Genomic DNA, 24,298 nt, shown 5'->3' on the forward strand with positions numbered 1-24,298 from the left:
CTACGACCCCCAGCGCTTCAGCAAGAAACGTTCGAGTAGGCCGACCGCGCTATCCGTGCCCTTGCCCAAAATTCCGAGCAGGATGATCGTGAGAAACAGTCGATCTATTCGGCCGTTCTGTTGCGAATCGACGAGCAAGAATCCGAGACCGAGCGAGGCTCCAAGCAACTCCCCTGCCACCAAAAAGAGCCAGGCTTGAGCCAGTGCAAGCCGCAGAGACGAGATCACGGCGGGAACTACGGCCGGCAACTGCACGAGGCTCAGCAATGCCGGACCGGAGTAGCCGTAGCTACGCCCCAGCTCCACAAGATGAGCATCCACATGCCGAAGGGCCGGGGCAACCGTCGTATAAACCGGAAAGAACGCTCCGATAGCGACGAGAGCGACTTTCGAGTCCTCGTTGAGACCGAGGTAGAGGCCGAGTAGCGGAACCCACGCCAAGGACGGCACGGCGCGCAGCGCGCCCAGAGTCGGTGCGAAGAGTTCGGATGCCCGTGCCGAGAGGCCCACAATCGAGGCGAGCGCCAGTCCAACAATCGCCCCAATTCCGAACCCCAGCAGAACGCGCTGCGTGGAGATCGCGATGTGTTGATACAGCACTCCGCGCTCGTAGAGGTCGACTCCGGCGGCCCATACGCTCAGCGGCGTTGGGAGCCGATAGCTCGGCACCAAGCCCGATGTCGCAATCGCTTGCCAGAGAACGATCACAGCAATCGGAATCACGGCACCGAGGACTGTCGCGCGCACCCACCGTCGCCGCGGGCGCGGCTCCGACGTGACGGGCACCGGGGCACCCGTCGCGTCGTCGACCAGAGGCCTCTCGAGCACCGGCGTTCCGCTATTCAGCGACACGACTCGGGTCCGCAGCGTCAACGTATGTTGTGTCGAAGAGCGACGCGAGAGCGTCGTCGATTTGCGACTGCTCAGCGACAGCCCCCGAGTCAACAAAGATCGGACCGATTACGTTGAGCACGTCGAGCTGCTTCTGGCCTGGGGCCGGGTCGATGGCGAGATTGGTGCGTTCCAGCAGCACGGAATTGGCGATGGGGAGATCGATACCGGCGACATCCGCAAAGATCGCGGCGGCGTCATCCGGGCTATCGGCGGCCCACTGACGTGCCTTCTCATACGCATCAACGACAAGCTGCGCAAGGTCAGGCGATGTCTCGAGAAAGCTCTCCGTGGCGTTGAGGAAGCCGTAGCTGTTGAAGTCAGGATTGTCGTACACGATTCGCGAACCTGCGTTCACGACCGATGCACTCATGAGTGGGTCGAGCCCGGCCCACGCATCAACCGTGCCCGCTTCGAGCGCGGTCTTTCCGTCAGCGTGCTGAAGCTGAGTGATCGTGACCTCGTCAAGGCCGATACCGGCTTCCGCGAGAGTCTGGAGCAGGAAGAAGTAAGGGTCGGTGCCCGCATTGGCCGCAATGTTCTTGCCGCGAAGGTCATCAGCCGACTGAATGTCTGAATCAGCGGCAACGACGATTGCTGACCAGTTGGGCTGCGAGTAGACATCAATCGTCTTGATCGGCGAGCCATTGGCACGGGCCAGAAGCGCTGCGGAACCTGCCGTCGATCCCACGTCAAGCGAACCGGAGCGAAGCGCATCGTTAGCCGCAGCGGAGCCGGATGACTGAATCCAGGTGACTTCAACGTCGTCGCCGAGCGTCTCTTCTAGCCAGCCCTCTTCTTTGATAATGAGGCTGAGTGGGTTGTACGTCGCGAAGTCAACCGTGAGGTGGTCACTGCTCCAGCCAGCGGCGGCGTCGGGGGCATCAGGTGAGAGCGACGAGCCTTCACCTTCGACGCAGCCCGAGACGCCGAGAGCGAGAACAAGAACACCAGCGGCAACGGAAGCGATACGAGAACGGGGAGACATAGTTTCCTTCAGACAGAGAAATGAGAATGGATGATGGGGAAAGTTCAGTGGTACTAGCGAGCTGAGAGATGGTGAGTGGGAACGCCAAGCCCTTCGAGCAGCTCAGCGCGTAGTTCGGCAAGATCTCCACTTCCCCGGTCACGAGGGCGTAGGCCAGGCACGACGACGGTGGAACGGATGCTGGCCTGCGCAGCGCTTTCCGTGGGGTCAATCGCGCCGAGCAGAATCACGCGGTCGGCGAGATACAGGGCCTCATCGACATCGTGAGTGACAATGACGATCGTCGCGGGCTCTGCAGCGTGGAGATCGAGCAGCAGGTCCTGCATCGAGAGGCGGGTAAGAGCGTCGAGCGCACCAAAAGGTTCGTCGAGCAAGAGAACGCCGGGTCGACGAGCCAATGCTCGCGCGAGCGACACACGCTGGGCCATGCCACCAGAAATTTCTCGCGGACGAAGATGTGCCGAGGACGAGAGCTTCACCAGCTCCAGCAATTCGGCAACGCGGTCTCGGTCAGCGCTGGTGCGCTTTCCCCGCGGCAGGCCGACTTCGACGTTACGGGTGATCGAACGCCACGGCAGAAGGCGAGGTTCTTGGAACGCGATTGCGGAGCGAGCATCCAGTCCAGTAACGGGAGCGCCACCGATAGCGATGGAGCCACCGGTAGGGCTGTCCAAGCCACCGATGTGCCGCAGCAGCGTGGACTTGCCACAGCCGGATGGCCCAATCAGCGCAACAATCTCGCCGGCAGCGATCTCGAGTGAGAGCTCGTTCAAGACAACGCGGTCACCAAAGCGGCGCGACAGCTCGCGAATGGAGACAGACAGCGCATCGGCTGGGGTGCTGGAGCGAAGGGACGAAGAACTCATCCCTGAACGCTAGGACCGCGGGGATGCCGTGGCCAGCGCGGTCGTAACGTAGCGTCACGCACGGGCGTAACGCTACGTCACATAAGACGAACTATTCGGTGCTGGCCGCGATGCGACCGAGCAAACCATTGATGAATCCGGCGGAGTCTTCGGTCGAGTGCACTTTGGCAGATTCGACTGCTTCAGAGATTGCGACGCCGGTCGGAACCTCATCGTTGTACATGATTTCCCAGAGACCAATGCGGAGCAGAGCGCGATCGACCGCAGGCATGCGGTTCAAAGGCCAGCCCTGAGAATAGGTCTCGATAAGTTCATCGATTTCTTCGCCGTGCTCGGTGATACCGACCACAATGTCTTGAGCGTATGCCCACGCCGTAGCGCGAGCGGGTTCACTCAGCGCGCGGGACGATTCGGCCGCGAGAGCTGCGTTGATGCTCTCGCCGCGAACATCCGCGCCGTACATGACGTCAAGCGCGCGCTTACGCGCCTTGCTGCGAGCCCCCATTTAGTCGTTCACGCGACCGAGGTAGCTGCCATCACGAGTGTCGACCTTGACGCGGGTGCCCTGTTCGATGAACAGCGGAACCTGAATCTGGTAACCGGTCTCCACGGTGGCGGGCTTGCTGCCACCGGTGGAACGGTCGCCCTGAAGGCCAGGCTCGGTGTACGTGATTTCGAGAACAACGGATGCCGGAAGCTCTACATAGAGCGGCTCGCCATTGTGCAACGCGATAACGACGTTCTGGTTTTCGAGCATGAAGTTTGCAGCATCGCCAACTGCGGTTTCGCTCAGAGTGATCTGGTCGTAGTCGCTCGTGTTCATGAACACGAAGTTTTCGAGATCCTTGTACAGGTACTGGAACTCCGAGCGGTCAACGGTTTCGGTTTCAATCTTGGCGCCAGCGTTGAAGGTGCGGTCTACGGTTTTGCCCGAGCGCACGTTCTTCACCTTGGTGCGAACAAACGCACCGCCCTTGCCGGGCTTAACGTGTTGGAACTCGATAACGGTCCACAAGCCACCGTCCATATTGAGAACGACGCCGTTCCTGATGTCAGCGGTAGAGGCCATGCGTAAATCCGTTTCTGTTAACGAGTAAAAGCGCGATTAAGTCGACAAGCGACAAAAACCAACATTCGAGTCTAACTGAGTCGTCGAGCAACCGCGTCGAGGGCAAGAATATAGGAGTCGAAACCGAAGCCGGCGATGACGCCGGTGGCAACGCCCGAGATGACGCTGGTGTGGCGGAATTCTTCCCGCGCATGCGGGTTGGTGATGTGCACTTCGACCAAGGGCAACCCTGCACCCGATACCTGGGCTGCAGCATCCCGAAGAGCGTAGGAGTAGTGCGTGAAGGCCGCCGGGTTCATGATGACGGGGGCGCCAGCATCCACTGCTTCATGCAACCACGAAATCAGTTCGGTCTCGCTGTCGGTCTGACGAAAATCGAGAACAATGGATGCCGCGTTGGGCAACGTCTGCACGTGAGCCTCGAGCTCGGCGCTCAAGTCGCCGAGAGTTCCTCCGCCATAGACATCGGGTTCTCTGCTGCCGAGACGGCCGAGATTAGGGCCGTTAAGCACGAATACTGTAGTCACCGCTCCACTCTAGCGAGGAAGCCCCGCTAGACCCCGACTTCTTGGTAGGCGGAGTAGAGCATGGCTTCGTCTGGTCCATTGAGCATCGACGTGTGGCCGACCGAATCGAGCACGACAAATCGGATCATGCCGGCCCGGGCCTTCTTATCGCGCTGCATCGTGGCAAGCAACGTATTCCAGCGGCCGAGAGGGTAATCAATGGGAAGACTTAACGACTGCAGGATACTGCGGTGACGATCAACCACATCTGAGCTCAACGAACCCGCGAGATGCGCGAGCTCGGCAGCAAACACCATTCCGACCGACACTGCGGCACCGTGGCGCCAGCGGTAGCGTTCGGCATGTTCGATCGCATGCCCAAGAGTGTGGCCGTAGTTGAGCGTCTCGCGCAGGCCCTTCTCCATAAAGTCTTCGCCAACGACGCGGGCCTTGAGCCCGATCGAGAGCTCAACAACACGACGGAACGACTCGGAATGCGGATCGGTCACCGCATCCACGTCGGCTTCGATCAGGTCGAGGATCTCGGGCTCACCGATAAAACCGCACTTCACGATCTCTGCGAAGCCAGCCAAAACCTCGTTACGAGGGAGGTCATCGAGCACATCGAGGTCAGCCACGACCGCGCTCGGCGCGTAGAACGCACCAACGAGGTTTTTGCCCTCAGCGGTGTTAATCCCCGTCTTGCCACCCACGGCAGCATCAACCATTCCCGCAACGCTCGTCGGGCACTGAATGAGCTTCACGCCGCGCAACCACGTCGCCGCGACAAAGCCCGCGAGGTCAGTTGATGCCCCGCCGCCGAAGCCGATGACGGCATCCGTGCGCGTGAAATCGGTCTGGCCCATGATCTGCCAGCAGAATGCGGCAACTTCGATTCGCTTCGCATCTTCGGCATCCGGAACCTCAGCGAGAAGCACTTCGTAGTTTTCCGACAGCGAGTCGCGCAGGGCATTCGCTCGCGCGCCCAGCGTCGCCGGGTGGATGATGAGCACCTTCGCGACGCGCGGGCCGAGCTGTTCCGCAAGTTTCGGCAACAAACCGCGGCCGACGAGAACGTCGTAAGGATTGGTCCCGGCGACCGGGATGATCGTAGTTTCGGTCATTGTTGTTGGGTTCCCAACCAGTCGGCGATTTCGCGCGCGACTTTTTCCATTGGCTTCAGTGAGGTATCGATCGTGAGCGACGACAACTCGTCGTAAATGGGGCGACGAGCTTCGACAAGCTTCTCCCACTCGTCAGCGTTCTTCACCAGAGGGCGTTTGCTGCCAGCGATACGAAGTCGAGCGGCAGCCTTTGACATTGTCAATTGGACAACGCGGTGTGATTCGAGGTCGGCCCGGGTGTCGAGATTGAGCACTGCTCCCCCGCCCAGAGTGACAACAGCGGGTTCAAGTAGAGCGTTGGCGACTGCTTCGCGCTCGCGCTCCCGAAAATACTCTTCGCCAAATTCGGCGAACAACTCCGGGATAGGACCATGGGATGCGACGACCACTTTGTCAGTATCGATCAGTGGAGCATCCAGAATCTTCGCCAGCTTCTTGCCAGCCCGCGTCTTTCCGGCACCTGGTGCACCGATGATGACGACGAGCGCACCACCGTCATTCAGCACGTGACGCCCGTGTTGTGTTGAGCGGCTCTGGGATCGAGGCAAGGTACGAGTCGAGGTTGCGTTTGGTCTCGCCTAGCGAATCGCCTCCGAACTTCTCGAGCACTGAGTTCGCGAGCGTCAAGGCGACCATGGCTTCGGCAACCACTCCAGCGGCGGGCACGGCACACACGTCGGAGCGTTGGTGGTGCGCGACAGCAGCCTCACCAGTGGCGATATCGACGGTACGCAATGCCCGGGGCACAGTTGAGATGGGCTTCATGGCGGCGCGCACCCGCAAGACGGTGCCGGTGGTCATGCCACCCTCGATGCCGCCGGCGCGGTCGCTGAGGCGCGAAATGCCATCGTCATCCTGCACAAGCTCGTCATGAGCGACAGAACCGCGACGACCAGCGGTCTCAAAGCCATCCCCGACTTCGACACCCTTGATAGCTTGAATGCCCATGAGCGCGGCAGAGAGTTGAGCATCGAGTCGGCGATCCCAGTGCGTGTACGAACCGAGCCCGGGCGGAAGACCATAAGCGAGAACCTCGACTACACCGCCGAGGGTGTCGCCATCTTCGTGAGCCTGATCGACTTCGGCAACCATGAGCTCAGAGGTCGCGGGGTCGAAGCAGCGCAAGAGATCAGCGTCGAGCGTTGCCACGTCGTGCGGCGCAGGGAGCGGGCTTCCCTCGGGCGAACGAACGGTGCCGATCGACAAAGTGTGACTGACCAAACGGATGCCGAGCCCACCCAAGAAGGCGCGAGCGATCGCTCCAAGCGCCACCCGAGCTGCAGTCTCGCGGGCGCTCGCCCGTTCGAGAACATTGCGGGACTCGGCAAAGTCGTATTTCTGCATGCCGACGAGGTCGGCGTGGCCAGGGCGAGGGCGTGTGAGCGCGGCCCCGCGGCCCTTCGGCAGCGTTTCGGGATCGACAGGAACGGGGCTCATTACATCGACCCAGCGCGGCCACTCGGTATTGCCGATGCGCAACGCGATTGGGCTACCCATCGTGGCACCAAAGCGGATTCCACCGCTCAGCGTGAGTTCATCCTGCTCGAACTTCATACGCGCGCCGCGGCCGTAACCGAGCGTACGACGCACAAGATCCGCCTGAATTTGCTCAGGAGAAATGGGGACGCCCGACGGCATCCCCTCAAGGATCGCGACCAATTCTGGGCCGTGAGATTCACCGGCCGTTAACCATCGAAGCATGCGTCAATCCTCCCACATGCGCGGGTGACTCTTTCGCGCCGTCAGCTACGAATGGTTATGGCCCTCAGGTTGCTCAATCGCCGCACGCATCGCGTCGATAGCGTCTGCCTCATGAGGCAGCGGCACGTCGGCAGTGCCGGCGGCAAAGATCCGCACTTGCGCGATTGCCTGATTAATCAAGAGATCATGGCCAGAAATCACGGTGCCGCCGGCGGCGTACCAACTCGTCGCGATTTCGCTCGGCCACGGATCGTAGGCGACATCAAAAAGCACCGAGGTCGTGCGCACAGCTTCAGCGAAACGGAGATCCATTGCGCCTCCCGGAACCGTCGTGATGATGACAGTCGGCGCGGTGGTCGCGGTCGTCGCTTCGTGCCATTGCCGCAGCGTGACGGTGGCGCCTAGAGACTCGCCGAGCTTCTTCAGCGGCTCCGCCTTCGAAGGAGTGCGTGCAAAAATCTCAATACTCTGAGCGCCCATTCGAATGGATGCCACGAGAAGTGAGGCTGCAGTGGCCCCTGCACCCAGAATCCACACGGAGTCTAAGTTCGACAGGCCCGCGTCAAGAAAGCTGCGCATCGCGCCTTCGACATCCGTGTTGTACCCGCGAAGCTGTCCCTCGCTCACGACGACGGTGTTCGCTCCGCCGACGAGCTCAACAAGGGGGTCTGCCCAATCAAGAAGTGGCACGACGTCGCGTTTGAGCGGCATCGTGAGCGAGAGTCCCCGCCAACGACGGTCGAGAGCACCCAAAAATGCGGGAAGCGACTCCCCCGTGAGCTCAACCGCGTCGTACTCCCAATCAAAACCGAGCGTCTGGTAGGCAGCGCGATGGATAGCAGGACTCAATGAATGGGTAATCGGCGAACCGAGAACCGCGAGCTTAGAACGATCGGCTGTTTCGTCCGACATCTCAGAATTCTCTAGCAATAGCTTCCATTTTCGTCACTCGCTGCGCACCAGTCGCGCAATTGCTGTGCCGCTGCTTCGTGGTCGTCAACGTTAGTCGTGAAGACTGTTTCGCCCGTAGCCAGGTTGATCGGCACGAAGAAGAGCCAGTCTCCGTCTGCGGGGTTCATCGCCGCATCAATCGCCAGCTCGCCCGGCAAGCCGATGGGGCCGACCGGCAAGCCGGGGTTCGCGTACGTGTTGTAAGGGTTGCTTGCATCCGCACGTTCGGCATCCGTCGTCCACACCGTGTGCAGGTTGCCGGTGCCATACGCGACAGTGGCATCGGATTGCAGCAGCATGTCTTGGTCAAGCCGGTTGTAGAAGACGCGTGCGATCTTGTAGAAGTCGTCCGTGTTTGGTCCGGCTTCGCGTTGTACCAGCGCAGCCATCGTCAGAATCCGGTAGCGGTCCTCCACAGCAACGCCCGCGGCATCCAACTTCTCATACATCGTGTTGACCATCAGGTCGAGTACGGCGTACGGATCCTGGCTGCCATCGAGTTCATACGTCGCGGGGAATAGGTATCCCTCGAGACTCACGGCTTCCGCAGGAAGCCCGAAGTGCTCAAGGTCTTCGGATGCCGCTTGCAAATCTGCCAGGGCAATACCGGTCGTTTCAGAAATGATCTCCAGCGCATTCGGCAGCGTCGTGCCCTCGGTGATGAGAAGCCTATCCGTCACGATATTTTCGGGATCAAGGAGCGCATCGAGAGCAGATCGCGCGCTCATCTCCTTTTGGAGCGAGTAGTTTCCGGGAAAGAAGGCCGGATCGCTTTCTTGGGCCAAGAGGAGGTCATAGAACGCGTCAAAACTCATGGTGACGCCGGCGACATTCAGGCTGCGCGCGATGTCGGAGCCGATATCACCCGAGTTGACAGTGATGATAACTTCTTCGCCGTTGCCGGAGCCTTCGAAGTCGTTGGGAATCTCCCAGCCCAGAACTTCGCGGATCTTGTCCTCGTAGTTGACCCAGGCGTATGCCGCGACGCCAGCGCCGAGGAGCGCAATAATCAGCAGCGGCAATCCGATGATGAGTCCCCAGCGGCGTTTCTTACGAGGGGGCTCTCCACTGCTGTCGCTGCTGTTCGGCGTGCCAACGGCTGCGGCCGCGCTCGCGTTGCTCTCCGGCTGCGTCGTGCCGGCGGTCAGTTCTTCGAAAGTTGCGAAAGCATCTGCTTCTCGAGCGGCCTGAGTCACCGCGGGAAGATGCGAGTCGTCGCCCCGTTTGGCAGCCGCAGATTCTTGCGCCGCCCGTGCTTCGCGCCGGGTCATGGGCTGACCGCTTGGCGGGGGCGTGTTTCCGACGTGAGGAGAGCGTGCAGGATCGACCGGAACAGCACCGTCAGCAGGTGTCGCCGAGTCTGCAGAGCGATCAGTGCCGTGTGCAGCCGCTTCGCGGGCTGACTTGGGCGCACTCTCGGCGGGTTGCTCGCCGAAGATGTCTTCCCAGTTCGGTTCGTCAGCCATAATTTAGGATCCTTGCGTCGGGTCTACGAGCTCTCCGGGCGGACGAGCCGCGGAGCGCTCGAAGTCGAGGGCATGTTGCAAAATTATAACGGCGGCAACCTGATCGACCACCGACCGTGAATTCTTCGTAGTGCGACCGGATGCACGCAAAGCAGACTGCGCCGACATTGTCGTCATGCGTTCATCGACCAGCCGTACGGGCAGCGGTGACTTATCGGCGAGCTGCTGAGCAAACTGTCGCGCGTCCCCTGTCGACGCGGTATCCCGACCAGAGAGCGCAATCGGCAGCCCGACGACGAACTCGACGGCGTCATACTCCTCTGCAAGCGCGAGAATGCGCTTCACACTTTTCTGGGCGCGCTGAACAGTCTCGACCGGTGTTGCTAGCATCCCGTGCGGGTCGCTACGAGCGACACCCACGCGCACCTTGCCGACATCAACGCCGATTCGGGTTCCCGAACGCATCCGTTACGCCAACAGTCTCGACAGAATCAGAGCGAGCGCGTCGGGAATGGCAGCGGGGTTTGCACCGCCACCTTGAGCGATGTCAGGCTTTCCACCACCGCCACCGCCGAGCACGCTGGCTGCAGCCTTGGCGAGATCGCCCGCCTTGAATCCGTGGGCCCGAGAGGCGTCATTGGTAGCGACGATCACGGCCGGCTTCTCGCCGATGGTTGCCGCAAGAGCGACCACCACGGCTTCGGCGCCCAAACGTTCGCGCACCGACTGAACGAGACCGCGGAGGTCATCGGTCGAGGCCAACTCCCCAACGTTCTCGACGACCGCCGTGACGGATCCCACAACTTGAGCCGTCTCGACAAGAGCAGGAACGCGCTGTGAAAGCTGACCGGCCTCGAGCTGGGCAATCTTGCGCTCAGCCGCCTTCAGGTTTGCCAGCAACTCAGAGATGCGGTCAGGAAGCTGTTCGCGTGGCGTTTTCAGATTGGTGGTCAGCTCCGACACGATTGCCCGCTCGGTCGCAAAGTTACGGAAAGCGTTGAGACCAACGAGGGATTCAATTCGACGGTTAGCCGAACCAACAGACGACTCCCCCACAAGCGAGATCAAACCGATTTCTGATGAGCGTGCCACGTGGGTTCCTGCACAGAGCTCGAGCGACCAGGGGCCGCCGATCTCCACAACGCGCACCGTGTCGCCGTACTTCTCGCCGAAAAGCGCCATGGCACCGAGATCCTTGGCATCATCGAGTGCCATGATGCGCGTAGACACCTCGAGATTGTCGCGCACAGCAGTGTTCGCGACCTCTTCAATCTCGGTCTTTGTCTCAGCAGAGAGCGCTTGCGACCACGAGAAGTCGAGGCGCATGTAGCCGGCCTTGTTGTAGGAACCAGACTGATGAGCATCGCTGCCCAAAATCTGGCGGAGAGCCGCGTGGATGACGTGGGTCGCCGAGTGAGCCTGAGTCGCCCCCCGACGCCATTCAGCGTCAACGAGCGCAGAAGCAGGATCTCCGACTCCCACCTCGCCGGCCGTGACGGTGACCTTGTGACTGATGAGGCCCTTAACCGGGCGCTGCACGTCAAGAACTTCGAGGTGGAAATTTGCGCCGACGATGGCACCGGCATCCGCTTCTTGGCCACCGGACTCCGCATAGAGCGAGGTCTCCGCGAGAATCACTTCGGCGGTTTGCCCGGTCGTCGCACGATTCACCGAGACGCCGTCGACAATGATGCCGATCACGCTCGACTCGGTTTCGAGGGTGTCGTAGCCGGTGAACGTCGTTTCGCCGAGAGCACGGAACGCACCGTAAACAGAAAGATCTGCCAAGAACTGCTTCTTTGAGCCGGCATCAGCCTTCGCACGGTCGCGCTGCTGCTTCATCAGGGTGTCGAAGGCTTCGCGGTTAACGCTCAGGCCAGCTTCGGCCGCCATCTCAAGGGTCAGGTCGATCGGGAAACCGAAGGTGTCGTGCAATAAGAATGCGGTGTCGCTTGGCAGCTCAGTCGCGCCTGACTTCTTCGTGTGCTCCACTGCAGTGTCGAGAATTGTGGTGCCGCTCGCGAGGGTGCGCATGAAGACGTCTTCTTCAGCGAGAACGATTCGCGAGATGCGGTCGTAATCTTTTTCGACCTCGGGGTAGGCAGCTTTCATAGCATCGCGGGATGCCGGAAACAGCTCGGCAAAGGTGGTGCCTTCGACGCCCAAGAGTCGCATAGCGCGCACGGTACGTCGGAGCAGGCGGCGCAGCACATAGCCGCGGCCTTCGTTGCCGGGTGTCACACCATCCGAGATGAGCATGAGGCTCGAACGCACGTGGTCAGCGACTACACGCAGTCGAACATCAGCCTCGTGGTCGGCACCATAAGTGCGTCCAGCTAGCTCCGCCGCCTTATCGAGCACAGGACGAACCTGGTCGATTTCATACATGTTTTCGACGCCCTGCTTGAGGAACGCAACGCGCTCGAGCCCCATGCCGGTGTCGATGTTCTGCTTCGGAAGCTCTCCGAGGATCGAAAAGTCTTTACCCTTGCCTTCTCCACGCAAGTACTGCATGAAGACGAGGTTCCAGATTTCGACATAACGGTCGTCATCAGTGGCGGGGCCACCATCTGCGCCATAAGCAGGTCCACGGTCGAAGAAGATCTCCGAACAGGGTCCTGCTGGCCCTGGCTGCCCGGTCGACCAGTAGTTGCTATCCATACCGAGTCGCTGGATGCGCTCATCCGGCAGTCCTGCAGTCTCTTTCCAGAACGCAACAGCGTCGTCGTCATCTTCGTACACGGTGACCCAGAGGTCATCAGGTCGGAAACCGAGTCCGCCCTCATCCTCTGGCAGTGTAAGGAATTCCCACGCAAATTGAATGGCTTCTTTTTTGAAGTAGTCACCAAACGAGAAGTTTCCATTCATCTGGAAGAACGTGCCGTGACGGGGAGTCTTGCCGACCTCTTCGATGTCGAGGGTACGGATGCACTTCTGCACGCTTGTGGCACGGTCATACGGAGCCGGAACCAGACCGGTCAGATAGGGAACGAACGGAACCATGCCGGCGACAGTGAAGAGCAGCGTCGGGTCATCGCTGACAAGCGAGGCGGAAGGAACGATCGTGTGGCCACGCTCACCAAAATAGGTCAGCCAACGTTTCTGGATTTCTGCGGTTTGCATGGGGATCCCCGGGAACTCAATGATGCGGCCCGAGGGCCCTGATGGTGTTACTTAGAACGCTGAGAGAAGTCAGCTACTGCTTCTTCGACATCCGCTACGGCGTCACGAAGCTCTGCTTCACGTTCGCGATAGCCATCGACAACAGCACTAGTGAACTCACGAGCTTTGCTGTCAACGTCGGAAAAGAATTGCTTTCCCTCTGGCGTTTTTGCGACCTGGTGTGCTGCCACGAACCCAACGGCAATTCCAACGACGAAAAGGACTGCGCCTTTCATGATTTCTCCTTCAGATTGGGGTAACACGAACCGTATTAGCTTAGGCGGTTTCGATGCCTTAGCGACGGCGCTTAGGGCGAAGGCTCAGCACAGCGGCCCGAACTCCGGCGCTGAAACCTGCGATCTTAATCAACGGGCCGCCAACGGTGGCCGCGCCAAGGGCGACGAGGGCAGAAATGTTGCCCGTCGTCTCTTCCACATTGCGAGTGATGACATCCACGCGCGCGATTTGCCGGTTAGTTTCCGAAATCGTTGTTGTGGCCTCCGTCAGCATGGGATCGAGATTATCGCTCACCCCACGGATGGCGGTGCTGGTTTCGTCGAAGACCTTCCCCAGTTTGAGAAGAGGAACAGCGAGCAATGCCACCAGCACTGCGAACACTCCGGCCGCAATGAGCCCTGCGATATCTCCACCAGTCATGGTTACTCCCGTCAATCTGAAGAAAAGGTACAAGTACACGGTATTCGACAATTGTGCCGAACTCCGCCGTAAACCAAGAAAGGGCCGGAGCAAAAGCTCCGGCCCTTTCTCTCACTAGTTAGCGTGCTGCGTAGTACTCAACAACGAGCTGAACTTCACAGGTTACGGGAACCTCGGCGCGCTTGGGGCGACGTACGAGACGTGCCTGCAGCTTGTCGATTTCGACTTCGAGGTAACCAGGAGTCTTAGGAAGAACATCCACGTGTCCGCCAGCTGCGGCGACCTGGAAGATTTCCATGCCTTCACTGCGAGCCTTGACGTGCATGAGCTGTCCCGGCTTGACGCGGAACGAGGGACGGTCGACGAGCTGGCCGTCAACCAAGATGTGGCGGTGAACGATCATCTGACGAGCCTGTGCGGTCGTGCGAGCGATAGCCGAACGAACGAGCAGAGCGTCGAGACGCATTTCGAGCTGCTCAACCAGGTTCTCACCGGTCAGGCCCGGGGTCTTGCGAGCTTCCTCGAACTGAATCTTCAGCTGAGCTTCACGGATGCCGTACTGGGCACGCAGACGCTGCTTCTCGCGAAGACGGACAGCATAGTCACTGTCCTGCTTGCGCTTGGTGCGGCCGTGCTCACCGGGAGCATAGGGGCGCTTTTCGAGGTACTTGGCAGCCTTCGGCGTGAGGGCAATGCCCAACGCGCGCGACAGGCGAGTCTTGCTACGGGTACGTGACTTAGTAGACACAGGATCCTTTTCGATTGATTCAAGTAAGAACAATCTGGCGATCACTCGCACGCGAACGCGCGTACACAACACACCAGACGAAGTAGAGGGATGACCCTAGGGAACCTGGTCGGCTACAGACCTGTGTTCCGCGATATTCGATTTCATTGCAGCCGCGCGCCGAAACCGTATCGTTGGGACGTGTAACTCTATCACGTCAGTCCCCCGTGAACCACGACTCGCCACACCTAGCCACAGAGCGAGTTGAGGCAGCTATTCGCCGCGAATAATCTCTCGCAGTTTCGCGAGCCGGGCAGACACTTCGCGCTCGTTGCCGTTGTTCGTCGGAGTGTAATACTCGGTACCTTTCAGGACATCGGGCAGGTACTCCTGCTTCACCACTCCGAACTCTGAGTCATGAGAATAGCGATAGCCCTTTCCATGGCCTAACCGCTTGGCACCTGGGTAGTGGGCATCGCGCAGCGGCTTAGGCACCCGGCCAATCTTGCCCGCACGGACATCGGCGATCGCAGCGTCCAAAGCGGTGTAGGCAGCATTCGATTTGGGAGCCGTCGCGAGGTAGACAACAGCTTCTGCCAGCGGGATGCGCCCTTCGGGCATTCCGATGAGTTGCACCGCATCTGCGGCCGCTACGGCAATGACGAGCGCTTGAGGGTCGGCAACGCCCACATCTTCTGCGGCGCTAATAATCACGCGCCGCGCAATAAAGCGGGGATCCTCCCCCGCTTCGATCATGCGTGCCAAGTAATGGAGTGCGGCATCGACATCGGAACCACGCACAGACTTAATGAAGGCGCTGATCACGTCGTAGTGTTCATCACCGTTTCTGTCGTAGCGCAACAGGGCGCGATCAACAGCATTCGCGACATGTTCCGCCGTCACTACCGCTGGCTTTGCTGCGTCTTCGTCATTCGATGCAGAAACAGCGGAGGCTTCGAGCGCAGTCAGCACCCGGCGCGCATCTCCGGATGACAAGCGGATAAGGAGCGCGCGCGCCTCAGGCTCGAGCACCACCGCATCCCGAAGTCCTCGGGGGTCTGAGACTGCGCGATCGACCAAGTCCCCCAGATCGTTGTCATCGAGTTGGTTGAGCGTCAGCAACAGGGACCGCGACAGCAGCGGTGAAATTACGGAGAACGATGGGTTCTCAGTCGTCGCCGCGATCAGAATGACCCAGCCGTTTTCTACCCCAGGAAGCAACGCATCCTGTTGCGCCTTAGTGAAACGGTGAATCTCATCGAGGAAGAGAACAGTAGACACACCATAAAGATCGCGCGCCGTGAGCGCCTCCTCCATGGTTTGACGCACATCTTTCACGCCGGCGGTGACCGCAGAGAGCTCAACGAACTTGCGTTGAGAACCGCGCGCAATCGCCTTAGCGATGGTGGTCTTCCCCGTGCCGGGAGGCCCCCACAAAATAATGGAAGCCGAACCATGACTGCCTTCAGCGTCGTCCGCGAGGCTCATCAGCGGCGATCCACGCTGCAACAAATGCTTCTGACCGACGATCTCGTCGAGAGTCAGCGGCCGCATGCGCACCGCGAGAGGCGTTGCTCCGCTGTGCAGAGTTGCGGAAGCATCCATACCTCAATGGTAATCGCCAGCACTGACCGTCTGCACAGCGCAGCTTCATTACGTTCCGGCGTCGTGGCGTTTGGCTGAGATTCCCGCGAGACCGTAAGGTTCATTGTGGCGTTCCTACGACAGCGGCGACGTCCGCGATTCTTCAAGGAGTAATGGTGGCATCCAGCAAGAAGCATTCACGTGAGCAACGAGAAGCTCGGGAACGGCTGCGCCTCTACACTGCGCGTGGGTCCGTTCACGAACAGACCGTAGCCCGTCGCAAGCGCGACAACGTTCTCGCTGTGGGTGTCGGGCTCGTCATCATCGCGCTCGTAGCCACCGCTCAGGTCTTCTACTTCTCCGCTGGCCCGGGTACTCCCGAGCCAGCACCGTCATTTACCGAAGAGCCTGAAGCCACTGAATCCGGCAACGTCGGGGATGTTCCGGATCCTGCTCTCGCCGAAGCCCGCATGTGGACCGGTGAACTCACCCTCAACGATGCCGTACTCGGCATCGAACTCGATGGTGCAGCAGCACCGCAAGCCGTGGCATCCCTCGTGGACTCCGCGGCGTCCGATTATTACGTCGGCACCACGTGCCACCGAATGGTCGTCACCGACAGTGCCGGATTGATTCAGTGTGGATCGCTCGATGGCACGGGTGCCGGTGACCCCGACTACGCCTACGGCCCCGTTGAGAACTCTGGAGTTGGCGGCTTCTACCCCGCTGGCACAATCGCCATGGCGCGAACTGGAGACGACGCTTTCTCGAATGGCCGCCAGTTCTTCATCGTCTTCGACGACGCGATCATTCCTGATGACACTGCCGGCGGCTACAGCATCGTGGGTCAGGTCACCTCTGGACTCGACGCTCTCCAATCAGAGATCGTCGCTGGCGGCATCGTTGACGATGCCCAAGACGGGGCTCCGGTGACTGCCACAAGCATCACGGGCTTCACGATCCAATAACAGCGTCAGCGACCGTGAGCACGGTTGTCCTAAGCTTGGGTAACCCGGCAGCAACTTCCGGCATAAGCAGCAAGGTGAAGTAATTGGCTACAGAGAACCAGAACGAGTGGGGCCGCGTCGACGAGACAGGCACCGTATTCGTCCGCGAGGCGGACGGCGAACGTGCCGTCGGCCAGTATCCTGACGGAACTCCCGAAGAGGCATTGGCCTACTTCACCCGCAAGTATCACGAACTTGCTGGGCAAGTGACGTTACTTGAACAGCGGGTCAAGAACGGCGCTCCCGCCTCTGACGTTGCGAAAGCTGTTACAGCCCTCAACGAGTCGATTGCCACAGCGAACGCTGTCGGCGACCTCGCAGCGCTGCTTACGCGAGTGCAGGCGCTTGGCGGTTCTGTATCTAAGCTCACCGAACAGCAAAGCGAAGAAGCAAAAGCTGCCCTCACGGAGGCAATTGCTGCCCGCAGCGCACTCGTTGTTGAAGCAGAGACACTCGCTGCCGGCGATCCGGCCAAAGCCCAGTGGAAGCAAGTCACCGCGCAAATGGATGACATTTTTGCGCGCTGGAAGGCTCACCAAGCCGACGGCCCTCGCCTGCCCAAGAACGAAGCTAATGAGCTGTGGAAACGATTCCGTGCGGCACGCAGCACGATCGATACCCACCGCCGCGCGTTCTTCGCAGAACTAGATTCCGCCCACAAAAAGGCTCGCGCCGACAAACAAGCTCTCGTCGATGAAGCAGAATCTCTCGCGGCGCAGGGCGTCGAGGGCATCCATACGTATCGTCGACTCCTCGATAGCTGGAAGGCTGCCGGCCGCGCAGGCAAGAAGTTTGACGACGCCCTCTGGGCCAAATTCAAGCAGGCTGGCGATGTGCTCTACGCCGCCAAGTCAGAGGTTGATGCACAAGACAACGTCGAGTTCACCGCAAATTGGGAACTGAAGAAAGCGCTGCTCGAGGAAGCCGAGCCGCTGCTGAAAGCGACAGATCGCGTGCACGCGAAGAAGACTCTGCTCTCGATCCAAAAGCGCTGGGATGAGATTGGCAAAGTTCCCCGCGACAAGATCAAGACTGCCGAAGAGCGTCTCCGCAAGGTTGAGGCTGCCGTTCGCAAGCTCGACGAGGATCACTGGCACAAGAACAACCCTGAGCGTCAAGAACGGTCAGAGGGCTTCTTGGGTCAGCTCAACGAAGCTATCGCCAAGCTTGAGGCCGAACTCGCCGACGCCCAGGCGACCGGCAATGCGAAGAAGATTGCTGCAGCACAAGACGCACTCGATGCCCGCAAGGCATGGTTGGGCGCCCTCAAGTAGCTTGTTCTCCACAGGCGATTAGTTCTCCACCGAATCGCAGGTCTGGCTTTCGTGCGGTTGCTTCCGACCGCACGATAGAGGCATGACACCACGACTCCCCCCAGTGTTGAGCTCGATTGATTTGCCGCTAGCGGAACTGCAATGTGCCGCGCTCGACGGCGAGCTGTTCGCTCTCGACCAGTGCTTCTGCCCCATTGATGAGTTCGACACGATTCATCTGCGGGCGCGAGCGCTCGGGGTGGTCCTCGACGCCCGAATCATTGCGGAACAGATGACCGCTGCGTGGGTATGGGGTGCTGCCCTCAATCCCCCACCGCGCCATCAGTTGTGCGTCGCTATCGGTGCACGCACTCGCCCGCACCCTAGTTTGAACGCAGTGCTCAGAGAAGTCGTGATCACCGACGACGACATCGATACGGTGTCTGGCGTCAGCGTCACTTCACGGCTACGCACTGTGCTCGATCTTGTCCGCTTTAGCGAACCGTTCGGGCCACGACAAGAGGCAGCGGTCAGAGTGCTCATTACGGAGGGCAAACTCAACTTCAAGCAATGCGTCGATTCCCTCACTGCGCGCCGAAACTTGCCGCAGAAGCGCATCGCTCTTGCGCGCTTGGCGGCACTGGAGTCCCCCGCACCGCTGGCCTCAGCGAGCTAGCCGCTATTGACCCTATAGACGTCGTAGACGGCATCTACGCGCCGTACGGCATTGAGCACGCGGTCCAAGTGAGTGGTGTCGCCCATCTCGAATACGAATTTGCTGATCGCGAGTCGGGCCGTCGACGTATTCACGGTCGCGGAGAGGATGTTGACATGGGTCTCGCTGAGCACTTTGGTGATGTCAGAGAGCAGTCCAGCCCGGTCGAGAGCCTCAACTTGGATTTGGACGAGGAACAAACTCTTTGAGGTCGGGGCCCACTCGACCTCGATCATGCGCTCAGGCTCGTCGAGAAGCGACTGCACGTTCTTGCAGTCCGCCCGGTGAACTGAAACGCCGGCTCCACGAGTAACGAAACCGACAACCTCATCGCCAGGAACGGGGGTGCAACAGCGCGCCAACTTCACCAGAATGTCCGGGGCACCGCGCACCAGAATTCCGGAATCTGAATGCTTGTACGGTCGCAACTTGCCGGCTGCGGGGAAGGTTAGTTCGCCATCGTCTTCTTCAGTTCCGGAACTGAGAGAACCGACTAGCTTCTCGATAACCGATTGGGTCGAGATATGCCCCTCGCCAACCGCTGCGTACAGCGCGGAGACGTCTTCGTAGCGCATGTTTGCAGCCAGTTCCGCGAAGGACTCCTGGCTCATGAGCTTCTGAAGCGGCATATTCTGCTTGCGCATCGCTCGAGCGATGGCATCTTTGCCTTGCTCGATAGCCTCGTCTCGGCGTTCCTTCGTGAACCAGGCGCGGATTTTATTGCGCGCACGCGTGCTCTTCACGAAGCCAAGCCAGTCCTGGCTTGGTGCCGCATCCGGACTCTTCGATGTGAAGACTTCGACGGAGTCCCCGCTGTTGAGTTCAGTCTCTAGAGGGACCAGACGTCCGTTGACCTTGGCGCCCATGGTGCGGTGGCCAATCTCCGTGTGCACTGCGTAGGCAAAGTCGACAGGGGTAGCGCCTGCGGGCAGGCCAATTACCTTGCCCTGAGGCGTGAAGACGTATACCTCTTTGGCGCCAATTTCGAAACGAAGCGACTCGAGGAACTCACTGGGGTCAGAGGTTTCTGCCTGCCAGTCAGTGATGTGCGCGAGCCACGCCATGTCATTGTCCGCGGGACCCGACTCGATCGCCTTACCAGCAGCGCGGTCCTTGTACTTCCAATGCGCAGCGACGCCGAATTCAGCGCGGTGGTGCATCTCGTTCGTACGAATTTGGATCTCGACGGCACGACCATCTGGACCGATTACTGTGGTGTGAAGTGACTGATACAGGTTGAACTTGGGAGTTGCGATGTAGTCCTTGAAACGACCAGGAATCGGATTCCAGCGCGCGTGGATCGATCCGAGCACTGCATAGCAATCGCGTACCGAATTCACGAGCACCCGAATACCGACGAGATCGTAAATCTCGTCAAACTCGCGACCACGCAAAATCATCTTCTGGTAAATCGAGTAATACTGTTTGGGCCTGCCGGCAACGGTTCCCTTGATTCGTGAAGTCCTGAGGTCGTCTTTTACCGACGCGATAACCTGCTTGACGAATTCGTCACGTTGCGGGGTTCGCTTGGAGACCAAGCTTTCGATCTCGACATAGATCTTGGGATGCAATACCGCGAAGGAAAGATCCTCAAGCTCAGTTTTCATCGCCTGAATACCAAGCCGGTGCGCGAGCGGCGCGTAAATCTCAAGGGTCTCTTGCGCCTTGCGCGAGGCAGACTCGCGGGGAACGAAACCCCACGTACGCGCATTGTGGAGACGGTCGGCAAGCTTGATTACGAGCACGCGAATGTCTTTCGACATCGCGACGATCATCTTGCGAACAGTTTCTGCCTGAGCGCTGTCCCCGTATTTGACCTTGTCGAGCTTGGTGACTCCATCAACGAGCATGGCGATCTCATCGCCGAACTCGAGGCGAAGCTCGTCGAGAGAATACGCGGTGTCTTCTACCGTGTCATGCAGGAGCGCAGCAGCAATCGTCTTCTCACCAATGCCCAACTCCGCAAGAATCTGCGCAACGGCGATGGGGTGGGTAATGTACGGCTCACCGCTCTTACGCTTCTGGCCGTCATGCGCCCTAAATGCTGCGGCATATGCTCGCTCGATCAGAGCAAGGTTTGCCTTGGGGTGACTCGCCTTGACGGTTCGCAGAAGTTTCTCGACCGAACCTGCCGGTTGAGCTCGCGAGAACAGACGCGGAAGGAGCGCGCGAAAAGAAGCTGATGACTGCTGCGAATCGCTCATTCCGCTACCTCCTAAATCGATTCTAGGACGCGTTTGATGGCACGAAGTTCACGACCGCAACGAGCGAGCGTTTTTGCTTGCGCACAAACAACCGTTCGTGCGCCCACAGTGGCTACTTGCCGCCCTTGTCTGCAGCACGGGCAGCGGTCAGCCGCTTGGTGCGGCTGAGGATCGCTGGCTCGTTCTGGCGGAACTGGGCATAGAGCGGAGCGGCGATAAAGATCGTGGAATAGGTGCCGACAATAATTCCGATGAACAGCGCGAGAGCGATGTCACGAAGTGTTCCTGCCCCGAGCACATACGCACCGATGAACAGGATGGCGGCGACAGGCAGTGCAGCAACGACACCCGTATTGATGGAACGCACGAGAGTCTGGTTTACCGCGAGGTTCACCGATTCTGCGAAGGTGCGGCGAGACTCGGAGCCGTCTTCTGACGTGTTCTCGCGGATCTTGTCGAACACCACAACCGTGTCATATAGCGAGAAGCCTAGGATCGTAAGGAATCCGATCACCGCCGACGGAGTGATCTCGAAACCGAACACGCCATACACACCAGCAGTGATCACGATGTCGTGAAGCAAAGCAATCATTGCGGCGATCGACATCTTCCAGGTGCGGAAATAGATCGCCATCATGATCGCTGCGAGAGCGATAAACACGATGAGTGCACGAAGGGCTGAACTTGTGATGTCAGCGCCCCACGAGGGGCCAACAAAGGATGCAGCAACAAGGTCGTTATCAACGCCGAATGCATCAGCAAGCGCATCGCGCACAGCGTTCGACTCGTCGGTCTCGAGCTGCTCCGTCTGAATACGAAGCGAGCCAGTGCCGATAACTGTGACCTTGGGGTCAGCATCCGCTACAACATCAATAACAGTGTCGGTTGCCAGCGTCTGCGCTTCCGCGTTGGCGTCCGGATCCGAAAGCTGCTCAACGGAGTCAATCTGAAACTGCGATCCACCGGTGAACTCGATACCGAAGACATAACCGCCGCGCAGCGCCGGCACGACGATAGAAATTGCAAGCAATACCGCTGCGAGCGTGTACCAAACCTTGCGGCGACCGATGAAGTTGATCGATACATCGCCGGTGTAGAGGTCGTTGCCAAACTTAGAGAAGCTAGCCATCAGGAGTCCTTTCCATCTGAGCTGGCATCGGATGAAGTGCCTGTCAGCTCAGCAGCCTTACGTTCGGCAATAGTCTGTCGACGCGCAGCTTCACGGCTGGCGCCCGTCTTGTTCTTCGAGGCGACCGGGGTGCGGAATTGTGCTCGCCCACGATAGATTGCGCCGAGCGCGTTGGGATCGAGCCCGCTCAAGCGGTGACCGCTCGAGAAGAACCGTGTGGTCGCAAGCAGTTGCAAGACCGGGTGCGTGAACAGCACCACAACCAGAACGTCAATGACTGTCGTAATTCCCAGAGTGAGCGCGAAACCTCGAACGTTGCCGACGGCAAGAACAAAGAGCACCACAGCGGAAAGCAGGTTGACTGCCTTGGCGGCGAAGATCGTGCGCAATGCGCGCTTCCAGCCTGCCTCAACCGCACCGGTCAACGAACGTCCATCGCGGAGTTCGTCTCGAATCCGCTCGAAGTAGACGATGAAGGAGTCCGCAGTGAAACCGATGGCCACGATAAGCCCAGCAACACCAGCGAGCGAGAGGCGGTAGCCATGACGCCACGACAGGTACGCAATCACCAGGTACGTGAGTACTCCAGCGACGATGAGCGACGCCACCGTGACCAGACCAAGAAGTCGGTATTGGAAGAGCGAGTAGATGACAACGAGAAGGAGACCGATGAGCCCGGCGATCAAACCAGAGTTCAACTGGTTGCTACCCAAGGTTGCCGAAATGTTTTCGCTGCTCTGAACTTCGAAGCCGATAGGCAACGCACCGAACTTGAGCTGGTCAGCGAGGATCTCTGCAGACTCCTGCGTAAAGCTTCCGGAGATCTGTGGGTTACCGCCCGTGATGATTCCCTGCGTGGTCGGAGCCGAAATGACCTGACCATCGAGAACGATTCCGAAACGGTTGCGGGGGTCTGTCTCATCGAAGCCGAAGAGGCGAGTCGTCATCTCGGCGACGTCCGCAGTGCCTTCAGCGTTGAATGTGGGGAATACGCCCCACTGGCCGGTGCTGACGCCTTGCGAGCTTGTCACAAGCCCACTCGAAGCGTCCGTGATCGTGCTTCCTTCAACCTCTACAGGGCCGAGAATGTACTTGTAGAGCCCGTCAGAGTCACACGTGATGAGCGGCTCAGCAGCGGGCGCAACGCTGAAGTTGTCCAGCGACGCACAATCGAAGTTGGTGAAATCGTCGAACAGCGCCTCAGTAATCCAGTTGAGGTCACTGGCGTCAGTAGGAACTGCGGTCGGCGTAGTCGCGAGCGTGGGCTCGGGAGTAGGAGTTGCCGTTTCGCCGTCGGCGGTCGCCGTGTCTGTGGGATCGGGCGTTTCTGTCGCCGTCGCCGTTGGAGCGACATCCGTGTACAGAACCGGGCGGAACTCGAGCTTTGCGGACGATTGAATGCGCTTGAGCGTCTCTTCATCCGGAATGCCGGGAATCGACACCACAACGTTGCTGGCGCCTTGAGTAGTCACCTCTGCTTCAGCAACACCACTCGCATCGACTCGATCACGAATGATCGATACGGCCTGCGTGAGTTGCTCGCCGGTTACCGTCTGGCCACTCTCGAGTTGAGGAGCGAGAACAATTTGCGTTCCGCCCTCGAGGTCAAGCGCTAGCTTCGGGGCCCATGAGGCCGAGCCAAACATGGAGCCAGCACCGATCAAAACGGTGAGCCCCACCGTGAGTGCTGTGAGCCAGACGATGGCTCGCCACGCGTTTTTCACAGGGGTTGTTCTTGCCACCTATTTGACTCAGCTTTCTTGACAGAGCAGTGCAGGATCGCACGCCGTTGGACAGTCGCCCCCGGGGAGGACGACTCTCAACACTAGTGGGTTACTGGAACTCGTTCTTCTACTTAGACGACTTGTCGTCTTTAGAGTCGGAAAGCTCGCCGAACTCCGGGTCGGTCTCGGACACAGCAGCTTCGCCAGCAGCTTCGCGCTCTGCTGCTTCGCGGTTAGCGATTTCCATCGCTTCTTCAACCGAACGAGGTGAACCATCTTCGACGGCGTCTTCAGCGACAACCTTCGCAAGAGTCTGGCTGTGGACCTTGACGATAACGCCCTTGCTGATTTCGATCTCAGCTTCGTTCTTGACAGTGTCCATCGTGATGAGAGTTCCAAAGAGACCGAAGTTGGTCATGACCTCGACGCCAGGAATCATCTGCTCACGCAGTTCTTCCATCTGAGCTTTGCGCTTACGGCTGTTGCGGAACATGAAGAAGATGAGCACGCCGAGGATGGCGAGCATCGCAATAGAAAGAGGATCCATGAGGTACCTTTCGGTGGTCTGTGGGCC

The 24,298-nt window shown here is 59.4% G+C and carries 24 protein-coding genes; 3 read left to right on the forward strand and 21 right to left on the reverse strand.

Annotated features, from left to right (window positions below; all coding sequences use genetic code 11):
- The 17 genes from I6E52_RS01585 to I6E52_RS01665 form a co-directional block, all read right to left on the reverse strand.
- Entirely contained in the window at positions 1-852 is an 852-nt protein-coding gene (locus tag I6E52_RS01585) for an ABC transporter permease (RefSeq protein ID WP_374059086.1), read from the reverse strand.
- Complete coding sequence (locus I6E52_RS01590; protein ID WP_197154413.1) at positions 839-1,879, reverse strand: aliphatic sulfonate ABC transporter substrate-binding protein; 1,041 nt, start codon at positions 1,877-1,879, stop codon at positions 839-841. The genes I6E52_RS01585 and I6E52_RS01590 overlap by 14 nt, the downstream gene beginning before the upstream one ends.
- A gap of 53 nt (positions 1,880-1,932) precedes the next feature.
- Positions 1,933-2,745, reverse strand: coding sequence for an ABC transporter ATP-binding protein (locus tag I6E52_RS01595; RefSeq protein WP_197154415.1), 813 nt, complete (start codon positions 2,743-2,745; stop codon positions 1,933-1,935).
- A gap of 91 nt (positions 2,746-2,836) precedes the next feature.
- Positions 2,837-3,250, reverse strand: a complete 414-nt coding sequence (gene nusB, locus I6E52_RS01600) for a transcription antitermination factor NusB (RefSeq protein ID WP_197154417.1) — start codon at positions 3,248-3,250, stop codon at positions 2,837-2,839.
- A complete protein-coding gene (efp, locus tag I6E52_RS01605) occupies positions 3,251-3,814 on the reverse strand; it encodes an elongation factor P (protein WP_197154419.1) in 564 nt (187 codons plus the stop codon).
- 71 nt (positions 3,815-3,885) lie between these two features.
- Entirely contained in the window at positions 3,886-4,341 is a 456-nt protein-coding gene (locus I6E52_RS01610; RefSeq protein ID WP_197154421.1) for a type II 3-dehydroquinate dehydratase, read from the reverse strand.
- Positions 4,342-4,367: 26 nt separating this feature from the next.
- Positions 4,368-5,444: a 3-dehydroquinate synthase gene (aroB, locus tag I6E52_RS01615; protein ID WP_197124590.1), complete on the reverse strand. Its 1,077-nt coding sequence runs from the start codon at positions 5,442-5,444 to the stop codon at positions 4,368-4,370.
- The gene (locus tag I6E52_RS01620; RefSeq protein WP_197154423.1) at positions 5,441-5,950 is read right to left on the reverse strand and encodes a shikimate kinase; all 510 of its coding nucleotides are present in this window, start codon (positions 5,948-5,950) and stop codon (positions 5,441-5,443) included. The genes aroB and I6E52_RS01620 overlap by 4 nt, the downstream gene beginning before the upstream one ends.
- Positions 5,940-7,145, reverse strand: a complete 1,206-nt coding sequence (gene aroC / locus I6E52_RS01625) for a chorismate synthase (protein ID WP_197154425.1) — start codon at positions 7,143-7,145, stop codon at positions 5,940-5,942. The genes I6E52_RS01620 and aroC overlap by 11 nt, the downstream gene beginning before the upstream one ends.
- A gap of 45 nt (positions 7,146-7,190) precedes the next feature.
- Positions 7,191-8,057, reverse strand: a complete 867-nt coding sequence (locus I6E52_RS01630) for a shikimate dehydrogenase (protein WP_231601731.1) — start codon at positions 8,055-8,057, stop codon at positions 7,191-7,193.
- Positions 8,058-8,068: 11 nt separating this feature from the next.
- Positions 8,069-9,562 carry an endolytic transglycosylase MltG gene (gene mltG, locus I6E52_RS01635; RefSeq protein WP_197154429.1) on the reverse strand — a complete coding sequence of 498 codons (1,494 nt, stop codon included), beginning with the start codon at positions 9,560-9,562 and terminating at the stop codon, positions 8,069-8,071.
- A 3-nt stretch (positions 9,563-9,565) separates the two neighbouring features.
- Positions 9,566-10,027, reverse strand: coding sequence for a Holliday junction resolvase RuvX (gene ruvX, locus I6E52_RS01640; protein ID WP_197124581.1), 462 nt, complete (start codon positions 10,025-10,027; stop codon positions 9,566-9,568).
- A 3-nt stretch (positions 10,028-10,030) separates the two neighbouring features.
- Positions 10,031-12,685 carry an alanine--tRNA ligase gene (gene alaS / locus I6E52_RS01645; protein ID WP_197154431.1) on the reverse strand — a complete coding sequence of 885 codons (2,655 nt, stop codon included), beginning with the start codon at positions 12,683-12,685 and terminating at the stop codon, positions 10,031-10,033.
- 47 nt (positions 12,686-12,732) lie between these two features.
- Positions 12,733-12,960 (reverse strand): hypothetical protein, encoded by a 228-nt coding sequence (locus tag I6E52_RS01650; protein WP_197105707.1) that lies wholly within the window; start codon positions 12,958-12,960, stop codon positions 12,733-12,735.
- A 58-nt stretch (positions 12,961-13,018) separates the two neighbouring features.
- Positions 13,019-13,381 (reverse strand): DUF948 domain-containing protein, encoded by a 363-nt coding sequence (locus tag I6E52_RS01655; protein WP_197154432.1) that lies wholly within the window; start codon positions 13,379-13,381, stop codon positions 13,019-13,021.
- 118 nt (positions 13,382-13,499) lie between these two features.
- Positions 13,500-14,129 carry a 30S ribosomal protein S4 gene (rpsD, locus tag I6E52_RS01660; RefSeq protein ID WP_197154433.1) on the reverse strand — a complete coding sequence of 210 codons (630 nt, stop codon included), beginning with the start codon at positions 14,127-14,129 and terminating at the stop codon, positions 13,500-13,502.
- A gap of 252 nt (positions 14,130-14,381) precedes the next feature.
- Positions 14,382-15,713, reverse strand: a complete 1,332-nt coding sequence (locus I6E52_RS01665) for a replication-associated recombination protein A (protein WP_197154434.1) — start codon at positions 15,711-15,713, stop codon at positions 14,382-14,384.
- Positions 15,714-15,865: 152 nt separating this feature from the next.
- On the opposite strand from I6E52_RS01665, the gene I6E52_RS01670 reads away from it, so the two are divergent.
- The 3 genes from I6E52_RS01670 to I6E52_RS01680 all read left to right on the forward strand — a co-directional run bounded on the left by I6E52_RS01670 (position 15,866) and on the right by I6E52_RS01680 (position 18,628).
- Positions 15,866-16,660 carry a peptidylprolyl isomerase gene (locus tag I6E52_RS01670; protein ID WP_197154435.1) on the forward strand — a complete coding sequence of 265 codons (795 nt, stop codon included), beginning with the start codon at positions 15,866-15,868 and terminating at the stop codon, positions 16,658-16,660.
- Between the two features lie 83 nt (positions 16,661-16,743).
- Positions 16,744-17,973, forward strand: coding sequence for a DUF349 domain-containing protein (locus I6E52_RS01675; RefSeq protein WP_197154436.1), 1,230 nt, complete (start codon positions 16,744-16,746; stop codon positions 17,971-17,973).
- A gap of 82 nt (positions 17,974-18,055) precedes the next feature.
- Positions 18,056-18,628, forward strand: a complete 573-nt coding sequence (locus I6E52_RS01680) for a hypothetical protein (protein ID WP_197154437.1) — start codon at positions 18,056-18,058, stop codon at positions 18,626-18,628.
- On the opposite strand, the gene I6E52_RS01685 is transcribed toward I6E52_RS01680, so the two are convergent.
- From I6E52_RS01685 to yajC, 4 genes are all read right to left on the reverse strand, one after another.
- Positions 18,625-20,871 (reverse strand): bifunctional (p)ppGpp synthetase/guanosine-3',5'-bis(diphosphate) 3'-pyrophosphohydrolase, encoded by a 2,247-nt coding sequence (locus I6E52_RS01685; protein ID WP_197154438.1) that lies wholly within the window; start codon positions 20,869-20,871, stop codon positions 18,625-18,627. The two genes, I6E52_RS01680 and I6E52_RS01685, sit on opposite strands and share 4 nt — an antisense overlap.
- Before the next feature lie 112 nt (positions 20,872-20,983).
- Positions 20,984-22,000, reverse strand: coding sequence for a protein translocase subunit SecF (secF, locus tag I6E52_RS01690; RefSeq protein WP_197154439.1), 1,017 nt, complete (start codon positions 21,998-22,000; stop codon positions 20,984-20,986).
- Positions 22,000-23,742, reverse strand: a complete 1,743-nt coding sequence (secD, locus tag I6E52_RS01695) for a protein translocase subunit SecD (RefSeq protein WP_197154440.1) — start codon at positions 23,740-23,742, stop codon at positions 22,000-22,002. The genes secF and secD overlap by 1 nt, the downstream gene beginning before the upstream one ends.
- Positions 23,743-23,851: 109 nt before the next feature.
- Positions 23,852-24,271: a preprotein translocase subunit YajC gene (gene yajC, locus I6E52_RS01700; protein ID WP_197105716.1), complete on the reverse strand. Its 420-nt coding sequence runs from the start codon at positions 24,269-24,271 to the stop codon at positions 23,852-23,854.
- Between the last annotated feature and the right edge of the window lie 27 nt (positions 24,272-24,298).

Origin of the sequence: Salinibacterium sp. NG253, assembly GCF_015864945.1 — a bacterium.
GTDB lineage: Bacteria > Actinomycetota > Actinomycetes > Actinomycetales > Microbacteriaceae > Rhodoglobus.